The sequence below is a fragment of the Floridaenema aerugineum BLCC-F46 genome, from assembly GCF_041929345.1.
GTDB lineage: Bacteria > Cyanobacteriota > Cyanobacteriia > Cyanobacteriales > Aerosakkonemataceae > Floridanema > Floridanema aerugineum.
In genome coordinates, this window is record NZ_JBHFNQ010000164.1 from 1 (window position 1) to 12,533 (window position 12,533).

Consider the following 12,533-nt stretch of genomic DNA (forward strand, 5'->3'; position numbering starts at 1 on the left):
GACTCGTTTTATCTGCTCTAATTGGTAGAAGTTCAGATCCCACGTTCCTTTGAGTTTTAACTTGCCAATCCCTTTCTTATCGGTAAAGGTGATTTGTTTCCTAGTTTCAGAAAGTGACCATCCCGAAGTTTTGTACTCAACTGAACGACAGTTTTTCTTAAACCTTGGATAGCCCTTTTTCCCTGGAACAGACTTGCGGCAATTCTCGTAAAATCGAGCAATTGCTGAATAAGCCCATTCCACTGCAACTTGGCAAGCATGAGAGTTTAAAGCTTTAACAAAAGGGAATTCTGCTCTCAATGCTGTATTGTGACGATACAATTCTTTCTGCCCTATTCCCCGATTGTCCATCCAGTATCGGAGGCATTTATTGCGGACAAATTGGGCAGTCCTAATTGCTTCATCAATGGCTTTATATTGATTTGTTTTCCCTTGGGCTTTAAACTCTAAAACAATCATCTGACGTGGAAAACTTATACGGCAATTAGCTTAACACAACTAAAGCCGTCCTGCAAGGACGGGGCTTGCACCCATTTTTCTGGTCAAAGAATGCAGTTGCTCAATCTCTACTTCTGGCAAACTTGTCAGTTGCTCACCTCTGAGATCGATCAATTTCCAAGAATGCAGTTGCCCAATCTCTGCTGGCAAACTTCTCAGTTGATTGTTGTTCAGTTCGAGAGATTGCAAGGAATGCAGTTGCCCAATCTCTGCTGGTAGATTGGTCAATTCGTTATAGGACAAACAGAGCGTTTTTAAGGAATGCAGTTTTCCAATTTCTACTGGCAGGCTTCTCAGTTGGTTGCCGCTCAGATCGAGCCATTCCAAAGAATCGAGTTGTCCAATTTCTGCTGGCAAACTTGTTAGTTCGTAATCGCTCAGATCGAGTACTTTTGCATCTAGGGAATTGAGAATTAGCTCTCGCACTTTTTCAATATCTGACATAGTTTCTTCCTTTGCCTGAGCAGATAGGAAAGGAGACAAAGAGACAAGAGGAAATTGATGTAGGGGCGGGTGAGAGCAGATAACCTTTGTCGCTTACAAACAATCTCTGGACAAAACCCGCCCTTACCTCTGCAAGAATTAGTTTTGTTATTAATTCTACTACTGTAATTACAGAATTATCTGCGCTCGCCAATTCCCACAAACTCTGGAAGGGCGGGTTTTGTGGTTAATTCTTCTGCTGTGATTTCCGAATTATCTGCTCTCACCCGCCCCTACAAATTCAACCAGGATTTATTGATTTACTTGATGTTCATGATTAATCAAGAAATCTGGTAAATCTGTAAATCCTGGTTAAAATTCCCCAGTCTCCAGTCCCCAGTCCCCAGTCCCCTACTTATGCCGAATATGATCGTAAATCCCTACATATTGAGCGCCGGGATGATTCCATGAGTAGTCACATTCCATGCCTTGAATCATCAATTGGCGGAACAATTTTGGAGATTTATACCATAAGTCAATGGCTCGATCGATCGCCGATTCGATCGCCCCATTATCTGTCTGATAAAACACAAAACCGTTGCGTTCTTCTTGGGGTTTATTTTCATCATAATCCCAATCAAAAACTGTGTTTACCAAACCGCCAACGCCGCGAACAATTGGCACAGTGCCATATTTTAACCCAATCATTTGTGTTAATCCGCAGGGTTCGTAATTGCTAGGCACGACAATCATATCCGCACCAGCATAAATTAAATGAGATAATTCCTCGTTAAAACCCAATTCAATGTGACAATCGGGATTAGTATTGAGGTGATTTTTTTCATGCCAAAACCAAGAATTAATTCCCGGTTCGGTAGCTGCTCCCAATAACACGAATTGCGCTTTTTTATGTAAAGCATAATAAATTGCATGATGGACTAAATGCACACCTTTTTGGTCGTCTAATCTGCCGATGTAACAAATAATTGGTTTGTCACTATGATTGAGCCAAAGTCGTTCGCGAAGAGCTTTTTTATTGAGGGTTTTACTTTTCAAATCATCGCTGCTGTAGTGATAGGGAATGTAGCGATCGACCACCGGATTCCACACCTCATAATCAATCCCATTGAGCACCCCACCAAACTTATGTTGATGATCGTACAAAGTTTTACCTAAACCGCAACCAACCTCAGTAAATCTTGCTTCCCAAGCATGATGAGGTGAAACTGTATTCACAAAATTTGAGTAAACAATTCCCCCTTTCATAAAATTGATCGCCGTTGGATGGGTATTATCCATTAAGCGATCTTCAGTAAAATAATAAGGTTCATTATTTAATCCGGTTGCCCAAAGAACATTAGCACCTGCTACTCCTTGATGTTTAAAATTGTGAATTGTGTAGGATACTCGTTGATTTTCCATCCCATGATATTTGTAAATTTCAAATAGCATGACTGGAACTAAACCTGTTTGCCAATCGTGGCAATGAATCACATCGGGACGCTTATTAGTCACTAAGAGAAATTCTAAAGCCGCCTTACTGAAAAAGGCAAAGCGCAAATGATCGTCTAAACAACCGTAATAGCAACCCCGATTAAAGAAATTATCCTCAGAGAGGGGTTCGATAAAGAAGCATAGCCGCCCATGTACCCAACCACAATCGACATTGCAGCGAATAGCGCCATCAAACCAAGGCACCATTAAATCGCGGTAGGCTTCATGGAGTCCCCAAATATGGTCATACCGCATACAATCGTACTTTGGCAGAATTAATTCTACCCCATGCCCCCGAATCTCTAGCTCTCGACTGAGCCCATATACTACATCGCCCAAGCCCCCTGCTTTAATCACAGGAGCGCATTCAGAGGCAATTTGTACAATGTACATCGTTAATCCTCACAGACTACAATCCCCTTCCTTAGAAAAGGATAATCTGTTTTGAGTACAGTTATATTCCGTAGGGTGCGTCAGAACCTTAAAATTATCGTGACTCGCTTAAAATTGTAGTGTCTGACGCACCCTACAAACTACAAACTGCTTATTCGCTAGTGCTGGCATGATTTTCCACTAATAAAAGTTGAGTACGATCGCGTTTTACCTGACAATCTAATTCTTCATTTTCATATTCATTCCCCGAAGGTTTCATTATTTTTTTTTGAGTTATTTCAGTTTCAGGAATGCAACTGTTCAGGGGTAGATCGATCGTAAAAGTTGCGCCTTTCCCTTCGCCTTCGCTTTGTGCTCTAATAGTTCCGCCATGTAATTCTACTAGGTGACGAGCGATCGCTAATCCTAAACCTAATCCGCCGTAAGGTCTACTAATGCTGCTATTTCCTTGCCGGAAGCTATCAAAAACATGAGGTAAAAATTCTGGAGTTATACCAATACCTTGGTCAATTACTTGTAACTGAGCGTATTGATTACCTATTGATGTTTCTGTAGTCTCTCGTAATTTCAACCAGATTTCTATTACTCCTGATTCGGGAGTAAATTTAATGGCATTAGAAAGCAAATTAGTCAAAATTTGTTTTAATCGTTCTGCATCTCCAGTAACTCTAAGTGCATCTGGGTATAAATATGTTTTAATCTCGATTGATTTTTCTTCAGCTTGGGGGCGTGCTGTTTCTACAGTTACTTCAATTAAATTCTGTAAATTAACTGGTTGAATAGATAACCGTAAGTTGCCTTGAATAATTTGCGAAACATCGAGAATATCATTAACTAATCTAGCTTGCGATCGCGCATTGCGTTCAATTGTTTCTAAAGCTTTTGTCCTAGTTTTTTCATCAAATTTTTTCGTAACTAACAACCGCGACCAACCTAAAATTGAGTTTAATGGTGTGCGAAGTTCATGAGAAAGAATTGCTAAAAATTCGTCTTTCATCCGGTTAGCTTCTTCCGCTTGCTGTCTAGCAGCGTGTTCGCGGATAAATTGTTCGCGTACTGCTTCCGCTTGTTTGCGTTCTGTAATGTCTTCAATTGTGCCTACATGACCTAACAATGTGCCATTATCGGAAAGCATGGGGGCAGTGCGAATATGTACCCAACGCAGGGATTTATCGTGTTGATAAATGCGAAATTCCCCAGAATATGGTTGTCCTTGGTGAATAGAATTAGGCCATTCAATTAATAACATATCCCGGTCTTCTGGTAACGTTAGATTCGCAAATTCTCCGTACCAACTTTCGGCAGTAATAAAACCACAAATTGCTTGAAATCGAGGGTTGCTATAAGTACATCTCCCGAAGGTATCAGTGAGAAATATGCCTACTGGAGAACAAGCACTCAAAGTACGAAATCTTTCTTCGCTTTGTTTAAGTTCGGCATTCATTGCAGCTAATTGTGCTGCTTGGTGTTGGACTTCTAGATTTTTTTTGAATAGGTCAACAAATACGGATACTTTAGAATTTAATATAACTGGATCGAGCGGTTTTAATAAATAATCTACTGCCCCTAAAGAATAACCTTTAAACATTAAGTTATCGCTGGTACTAAAAGCTGTCAGAAAAATGATTGGTGTGTTGCGTGACCTTTGCCTTTGGCGAATCAAAGTTGCAGTTTCAAACCCATCCATTCCGGGCATTTGTACATCTAACAAAATTACTGCAAAATCTTGATTCAGTAAACATCGTAAAGCTTCTGCGCCTGAACCTGCTTTGACTAAATTTTGTCCAAGTCCATCTAATATTGCTTCTAAAGCAATTAGATTTTCGGGGTGATCATCTACTAACAGGACGTTTACTTTGGGTTCAGATTGCATATACTTATTTCAACGTGGTACAGTTGGCATATATTTTTCACGGGAAAAGATGAAATTTGAGCGATCGGTGCTTGATTTCCGATTCAAATTAAAACCTGTGATTTTATTTGGGAATTCAGAAAAGGAACTATTTCAGCCAAAGGTAAAATCTGCGGTTCTTTTACTGCTTTAATTGCTGCTTCTGGCATAACTGGACATTCGGCTGTGTCTGGTTTTTGGACAATTGCTGTTCCTCCATAAGCTTGAATTTTGGCTAATCCTTTAGCACCATCATTGCTAGCTCCTGTTAAAATTATACCGATAACTTGCTCCTCATAAGCATCAGCAGCCGACTCAAATAAAACATCTATTGATGGTCTTGCATAAGTGACGGGGGCATCTTTAGAAAGAGCAAAATACCCTGGTTCTATTAATAAATGATAATCAGCTGGTGCCAAGAAAACTATTCCGGGAGTAATTGGTTGTTTGTCTTCTGCTTCTCTGACTGGTAATACAGTGGTTTCTTGTAAGTAGGTAATTAATTCTCCATTAGAATATCGATGACGATGTTGAGCGATCGCCACTGCCACAGGTAAATCTTTCGGTAATTGTGCTAAAATTACCTGCAAAGCATTAAATCCGCCCAAAGATGCACCTATAACTACTATTTTAAAATCCATTAAGCGATCCTCCGATAGATTTTTTCTTGGCTATCCAACTCTTCATAATAATTCTCGTAAGCGGTCGTTTTCAGTGTTTCGTGTTTCCCCAGTCCTAAAATGCCAAACATTCGTAAGCTTTCATATAGTAACTTATGTACTCGTTCTTGGAGCGTGCGATCGAAGTAAATTAAAACATTCCGACAGAGAATCACATTAAATTCATTAAAAGAAGCATCTGTCACTAAATTATGGGGGGAAAAGATAATGTTTTCTCTCAGGAAAGAGCGAATAATTGCGCCATTATAAGCTGCGGTATAATACTCGGAAAACTCACTTTTACCACCTGCCTGAAGATAGAGTTGAGTGTATTCTTTCATTAAATTCAGCGGCATAATACCCGCTTTAGCTTGACGAAGTACAGATTCATTCATGTCTGTAGCGTAAAAGCGACAACGGTGATATAAACCTTCTTCAAACATCAGTATTGCTAGAGAATAAACCTCCTCACCTGTAGAACAACCAGCGTGCCAAATCCGAATAAAAGGATAAGTTCGTAGTAAAGGAATGGCTTGATTTCTAAAAGCAACATAAAAACTCGGATCGCGGAACATTGAGGTTACATTTACCGACAAACCTAATAGAAACCGTTCCATACAAGCAGGATCGTGTAACACCTTTTCTTGTAATCCTGAGACGGTGTTAAGGTTTTCAGCCTGAATTATGTTCCAGATTCGACGTTTTAAGGATGCCATAGCGTAGTTACGAAAATCAAAACCATAGTAGAGATAAATGCCTTCGAGTAGTAATTTAATTTCGATTTCTTCCAATTCATTTCGGTGTCTAGGGGACATAAAACTGGGGCAAGCGATAAAGTATGAAATTTTCTATCTACTTTTCATACTTTATCTTCATTTTTCCCGGTTTCTATCGATACAACCACACCCGCAATAATGAGATTAATTGATCGTTATCGACAGGTTTAGTAATGTAATCTGAAGCGCCTGCTTCGATACATTTTTCGCGATCGCCTTTCATTGCTTTAGCAGTTAAAGCAATCATTGGCAGATTTTGAAATTGTGGATTTTGCCTGATTGCTTGCATGGTTTCATAACCATCCATTTCTGGCATCATGATATCCATTAGCACTAAATCAATGTCTGGATGATTTTGTAAAACGGAAATGCCATCTCTACCATTTTCAGCATAAAGTACCTGCATTTGATGACTTTCCAACATACTGGTGAGGGCGAAAATATTCCGCACATCATCATCAACAATTAAAACTTTTTTCCCTGATAAAATTGGTTCGTTTTGTTGCAATTGTTCCAACATTAAACGTTTGGGTGCAGGTAAATTAGCTTGAACTCGATGCAGGAATAAAGCGGTTTCATCTAACAACCGTTCTGGCGATCGCACTCCCTTCACAATAATTGTGTCAGAAATGCGGCGTAATTCGGTTTCTTCTTGGGTTGAAAGTTCTTTTCCGGTATAAACAATGATTGGTAAATAACCTAAATTTGGTTCTTGTTTGATTTGTTCAATTAGTTGTAAACCAGTCATATCTGGTAATCCCAAATCTAGCACCACACAATCAAATCGTCCCGATTTAAGTGTAGCTAAAGCAGCTGCACCCGTAGCGACACCAGTGCTAACGACATCACTATTACCGATTAATTCGATAATGCTTTGGCGTTGAACTTCGTCATCTTCTACGATTAGTAAGTTCTTAACCGGACGTTCTACAAATTCCTTAATTTTGGCAAAAGCATTACCCAATGCTTCGCTACTAATTGGTTTTTGTAAATAAGCGATCGCACCTTGTTGTAAACTCCTCTGTTTCCCTTCTTCCACTGACATAATGTGAACGGGAATATGGCGAGTATTTGGGTCATGTTTTAAGCGATCGAGCACCGTCCAACCATCCATAATTGGCAGACGAATATCGAGGATAACCGCAGTTGGTTTAAATTCCCTCGCCATCGCTAAACCTTGATCGCCTCTGGTTGCTACTAATGCTTTAAAACCTTGTTCTTTGACCATATCTCGTAAAATTCGGGCAAATTTTTGGTCATCTTCAACAATTAGCAGAGTGCGATCGCCTGGTAGGATTTCGTCGCGATCGTCCTCAATTTCTCGTGACTGTATACTTACAACTGGAGGTCCAGAAGCACTCACTTTTTCCCCTGTTCCATTATTTTTGGGACTGACAGTAAGTAAGGGAGTAGTTTCTTCCTTATTCTTTCGATCTTCGCCATCTCGTCGATTTTTTACTCCGTCTTGAGATAGGTATGTTTGCGGCAGATAAAGTGTGAAAGTACTACCCTTGCCAACTTCACTGATCAGCTTGATTTCGCCACCCAATAACCGGGCAATTTCTCGACTAATTGATAATCCTAAACCCGTTCCGCCATACTTCCGACTGGTAGTGCCATCTGCTTGTTGAAATGCTTCAAAAATGATTTGTTGTTTTTCTGGGGGAATGCCAATTCCGGTGTCTTTCACGGCGAAAGCAATTACCATGTTGGCATGGTTAAGATTTGACTGTTCGGGACTCCAACCTTGAGTTGCTACTCTTACATTTACGGTAACTTGACCTCTTTCGGTAAACTTAAAGGCGTTAGCTAAGAGGTTTTTCAATATTTGTTGGAGTCGCTTAGAATCGGTGTAAATTGCTCTCGGTAATCCTGAGTCAAATTGCAGGTTAAAGTCGAGTTTTTTATCTACAGCTACTTGGCGGAAATTCCTTTCAACGTGACTTTGTAAATCGACAAATAAAGTTTGGTCTACTTCAACGGACATTGTGCCAGACTCAATTTTGGCTAAGTCGAGAATGTCGTTAATTAATCCCAACAAGTCGTTACCTGCTGAATAAATTGTCCGGGCATATTCAACTTGTTTATCCGAAAGATTCCGTTCGGTGTTGTCTGTTAACAGTCGGGCTAAAATTAACAAACTGTTCAACGGTGTCCGTAATTCGTGAGACATATTTGCTAAGAATTCGGACTTGTAGCGAGAAGTTAAAGCTAATTGTTCGGCTTTTTCTTCTAAGGATATTCTCGCTTGTTCGATTTCGCGGTTCTTCCGTTCCACTTCCCGTTTTTGGACTGCTAACAATTCGGCTTTTTCTTCTAATTCTTCATTAGTTTGTTGCAGTTGTTCTTGCTGGCGTTTGAGTAATTCTTCGGAAGCTTGGAGAGTTTTCGCTTGTTGTTCGAGACGTTGGTTAGTTTCGGTGAGTTCTTTCTGCTGACTGCGTAGTTCTTCCGCCAAAGATTGCGATTGTTTCAGCAATTCTTCTGTCCGCATACTGGCGGCGATCGTATTCAACACTATAGCAATACTTTCCGTCAGTTGGTCGAAGAAAGTTAAGTGAATTTCGCTAAAGCGGCGGAAAGATGCCAGTTCTATTACTGCGGTAACTTGTCCCTCAAACAACACTGGTAAAACTACGGCATTTAACGGAGGTGATTCACCCAAACCGGAACTTATCTTAATATAATCTCCGGGAACTTCCGTGATTAAAATCCGTTCTTTTTCCAGCGCACATTGTCCAACTAAACCTTCGCCTAAATGGAAACGGTTAGCTAAATGTTTGCGTTCCCGATAAGCGTAAGTGCTGAGTAATTTTAAGAATGTGTTGTGGTTGTCGTTATTTTCCATCAAGTAGAATACGCCATGTTGGGCGGAAACTAACGGCGCGAGTTCCGATAAAATCAGTTTGGAAACTGTTTCCAAATCTCGTTGACCTTGCAACATTCTGGTAAATTTGGCGAGATTTGTTTTCAACCAGTCTTGTTCGGTATTCTTTTGGGTAGTTTCGCGCAAGTTGGCGATCATTTGGTTGATGTTATCTTTCAAGGCGGCGACTTCACCTTGCGCTTCCACTGCAATAGAACGAGTCAAGTCACCTTTTGTTACAGCAGTGGCAACTTCTGCGATCGCTCTCACCTGCGTAGTAAGATTAGCTGCAAGTTCGTTCACGTTGTCCGTTAACGCCCGCCACGTTCCCGAAGCGCCAGGTACTTTCGCCTGCCCTCCCAGTTTTCCTTCTATTCCCACTTCTCGCGCAACTGTTGTTACCTGATCTGCAAAAGTCGCCAACGTATCGATCATTTCGTTGATCGTATCCGCCAGAGTTTCAATTTCTCCCTTCGCCTCCAGCATTAACTTGCGTTTCAAGTCGCCATTCGCCACCGCCGTCACGACTTTGGCAATACCCCGAACTTGGGCGGTTAAATTTCCCGCCATCGAGTTGACGCTATCCGTTAAGTCTTTCCAAGTTCCCGCAACTCCTTTAACATCCGCTTGTCCGCCCAAAATTCCGTCCGTTCCCACTTCCCTCGCTACCCGCGTTACCTCCGACGCGAACGAGTTAAGTTGATCTACCATCACGTTGATCGTGTTTTTCAGATCGAGAATTTCCCCTTTCACATCAACGGTAATTTTCTTGGATAAGTCGCCATTCGCCACCGCCTTTGTCACTTCCGCGATGTTCCTCACTTGCGCGGTTAAATTTCCCGCCATCGAGTTTACATTGTCCGTGAGGTCTTTCCAAATTCCCGCCACCCCTCGCACATAAGCTTGAACTCCCAGTTTTCCTTCGCTTCCCACCTCTCTGGCGACTCTTGTTACTTCCGACGCAAAGGCAGAAAGTTGATCCACCATCGTATTAATAGTGTTTTTCAACTCTAAAATTTCGCCTTTCACATCAACGGTAATTTTCTTCGACAAGTCGCCATTCGCCACCGCCGTCGTCACTTCTGCGATGTTCCGAACTTGGGCAGTTAAACTACTTGCCATGAAGTTCACGCTATCCGTCAAGTCTTTCCAAGTTCCCGCAACTCCCCGAACTTCTGCTTGAACTCCCAGTTTTCCTTCCGTTCCCACTTCCCTCGCAACTCTCGTTACTTCCGATGCAAAGGAGTTGAGTTGATCCACCATTGTATTAACGGTGTTTTTCAACTCTAAAATTTCCCCTTTCACATCAACGGTAATTTTCTTGGATAAGTCGCCGTTCGCTACCGCCGTCGTCACCGCTGCGATGTTCCGAACTTGGGCGGTTAAACTTCCCGCCATAAAGTTTACGCTATCGGTTAAGTCTTTCCAAGATCCTGCAACGCCGCGAACATCTGCTTGTACTCCCAGTTTTCCTTCGCTTCCCACTTCCCTGGCAACTTTGGTGACTTCGGAAACAAATCCCGAAAGTTGATCGACCATTGTATTAACGGTGTTTTTCAACTCCAGAATTTCGCCTTTAACTGCTACAGTAATTTTCTTAGAAAGGTCGCCTTTTGCGATCGCAGTCGCCACCTCAGCAATGTTCCTCACTTGCGCGGTTAAATTTCCCGCCATCGAGTTGACGTTATCCGTTAAGTCTTTCCAAGTTCCCGCAACTCCCTTAACTTCCGCTTGAACTCCCAGTTTTCCTTCCGTTCCGACTTCCCTCGCAACTCTCGTTACTTCCGATGCAAAGGAACTTAACTGATCCACCATTGTATTTATGGTGTTCTTCAGTTCCAGAATTTCACCTTTAACATCTACAGTAATTTTCTTAGATAAGTCGCCACCTGCGATCGCAGTCGCCACCTCAGCAATGTTCCTCACTTGCGCGGTTAAATTATCCGCCATCGAGTTCACGTTATCCGTTAAGTCTTTCCAAGTTCCCGCAACTCCCTTAACTTCCGCTTGAACTCCCAGTTTTCCTTCCGTTCCTACTTCCCTAGCAACTCTCGTTACTTCCGATGCAAAGGAGTTAAGTTGATCCACCATCACGTTGATCGTGTTTTTCAACTCCAAAATTTCGCCTTTCACATCTACAGTAATTTTCTTCGACAAGTCGCCATTCGCTACCGCCGTTGTCACTTCCGCAATATTCCGAACTTGGGCGGTTAAACTTCCCGCCATAAAATTCACGCTATCCGTTAAATCTTTCCAAGTTCCCGCAACTCCCGGAACTTGCGCTTGTCCTCCGAGTTTCCCTTCTGCGCCAACTTCCCTCGCTACCCGCGTTACTTCCGAAGCAAAGGAGTTAAGCTGATCCACCATTATATTAATAGTGCTCTTTAACTCGAAAATTTCCCCTTTAACATCAACTGTAATTTTCTTAGAAAGGTCGCCGTTTGCTACCGCCGTTGTCACTTCTGCAATGTTCCGAACTTGGGCGGTTAAATTTCCCGCCATCGAGTTTACCGAGTCTGTTAAGTCTTTCCAAGTTCCCGCAACTCCCTTAACTTCCGCTTGAACTCCCAGTTTTCCTTCCGTTCCCACTTCCCTGGCAACTCTGGTAACTTCACTCGCAAAGGAGTTAAGTTGATCCACCATTACGTTAATCGTGTTTTTTAGTTCTAAAATCTCGCCCTTAACATTTACTGTAATTTTCTTAGAAAGGTCGCCGTTTGCTACTGCGGTGGTAACTTCGGCAATGTTGCGAACTTGGGCGGTTAAATTTCCCGCCATTGAGTTTACCGAGTCCGTCAAATCTTTCCAAGTTCCCGCAACTCCTTTAACTTCCGCTTGAACGCCCAGTTTTCCTTCCGTTCCGACTTCCCTGGCAACTCTGGTAACTTCACCCGCAAAGGAGTTAAGCTGGTCTACCATTGTGTTAACGATTTGGGCAGTTTGGAGAAACTCCCCCCGCAAAGGTCGATTTTCGATTTCTGTAGGAATTGTTTGAGATAAGTCGCCGTTGGCAACTGCCCGAATTACTCTAGCAGTTTCAGCTGTCGGTTGTACTAAATCAGTAATTAAAGTATTGAGAGATTCGATCGAACTTTTCCAAGCACCTTTAACACTCCCGCCCAAAGAGGCGCGTTCGTAAATTTTCCCATCTTTGCCGACGACATTGCTAATGCGATCGAGTTCCGCCGCCATGCGTTCGTTCATATCAATAATATCATTGAGGGTGTCGGCAATTTTCCCCGCCATGCCTGTTTGGTCGATCGGCATTCGCGCCCCGAAGTTGCCCTTTTTGACTTCGGTTAAAGTTCTTAACAGTTGTTTGAGGTCAAGTTCATCGCTATCTATAGTTGCTTGTGCTGTTGCCATAGTCTTTTCTTTAATCTGCGCTTTTATTTATGGTTATTCCTTGAGACTTCCGCCTTCTTGCAGTAGCGAAAGCGCCAAAGTTACATCTGGCACAATTATCCAGCGCAATCCGGGATCAATGCTCTCTATCGCAGGGTAGATGTAGGATAAATTATTGAATTTTTGTT

General features: G+C 42.0%; 6 protein-coding genes and 1 pseudogene. All 7 read right to left on the reverse strand.

Annotation, left to right across the window (positions count from 1 at the left end; genetic code table 11):
- Window positions 1–459 (reverse strand): annotated as a pseudogene (locus ACE1CC_RS21035) (RNA-guided endonuclease TnpB family protein); the annotation flags it as partial.
- Window positions 460–498: 39 nt separating this feature from the next.
- Window positions 499–942: a leucine-rich repeat domain-containing protein gene (locus tag ACE1CC_RS21040; protein WP_413272392.1), complete on the reverse strand. Its 444-nt coding sequence runs from the start codon at window positions 940–942 to the stop codon at window positions 499–501.
- A gap of 390 nt (window positions 943–1,332) precedes the next feature.
- The gene (gene glgA, locus ACE1CC_RS21045) at window positions 1,333–2,808 is read right to left on the reverse strand and encodes a glycogen synthase GlgA (protein WP_413272393.1); all 1,476 of its coding nucleotides are present in this window, start codon (window positions 2,806–2,808) and stop codon (window positions 1,333–1,335) included.
- Between the two features lie 151 nt (window positions 2,809–2,959).
- The gene (locus ACE1CC_RS21050) at window positions 2,960–4,681 is read right to left on the reverse strand and encodes a hybrid sensor histidine kinase/response regulator (RefSeq protein WP_413272394.1); all 1,722 of its coding nucleotides are present in this window, start codon (window positions 4,679–4,681) and stop codon (window positions 2,960–2,962) included.
- 83 nt (window positions 4,682–4,764) lie between these two features.
- On the reverse strand, window positions 4,765–5,340 hold the full coding sequence (locus ACE1CC_RS21055) for a chemotaxis protein CheB (RefSeq protein WP_413272395.1): 576 nt from the start codon (window positions 5,338–5,340) through the stop codon (window positions 4,765–4,767).
- Entirely contained in the window at window positions 5,340–6,173 is an 834-nt protein-coding gene (locus ACE1CC_RS21060) for a CheR family methyltransferase (RefSeq protein ID WP_413272396.1), read from the reverse strand. The genes ACE1CC_RS21055 and ACE1CC_RS21060 overlap by 1 nt, the downstream gene beginning before the upstream one ends.
- A 73-nt stretch (window positions 6,174–6,246) precedes the next feature.
- Window positions 6,247–12,366 carry a HAMP domain-containing protein gene (locus ACE1CC_RS21065; RefSeq protein WP_413272397.1) on the reverse strand — a complete coding sequence of 2,040 codons (6,120 nt, stop codon included), beginning with the start codon at window positions 12,364–12,366 and terminating at the stop codon, window positions 6,247–6,249.
- Window positions 12,367–12,533 lie beyond the last annotated feature (167 nt).

Excerpts from the sequence above, each read along its gene's own strand:
- ACE1CC_RS21065 (WP_413272397.1), bottom strand. The coding sequence starts at position 12,366 with ATGGCAACAGCACAAGCAACTATAGATAGCGATGAACTTGACCTCAAA.
- ACE1CC_RS21040 (WP_413272392.1), bottom strand. The coding sequence starts at position 942 with ATGTCAGATATTGAAAAAGTGCGAGAGCTAATTCTCAATTCCCTAGAT.
- ACE1CC_RS21060 (WP_413272396.1), bottom strand. The coding sequence starts at position 6,173 with ATGTCCCCTAGACACCGAAATGAATTGGAAGAAATCGAAATTAAATTA.
- glgA (WP_413272393.1), bottom strand. The coding sequence starts at position 2,808 with ATGTACATTGTACAAATTGCCTCTGAATGCGCTCCTGTGATTAAAGCA.
- ACE1CC_RS21050 (WP_413272394.1), bottom strand. The coding sequence starts at position 4,681 with ATGCAATCTGAACCCAAAGTAAACGTCCTGTTAGTAGATGATCACCCC.
- ACE1CC_RS21055 (WP_413272395.1), bottom strand. The coding sequence starts at position 5,340 with ATGGATTTTAAAATAGTAGTTATAGGTGCATCTTTGGGCGGATTTAAT.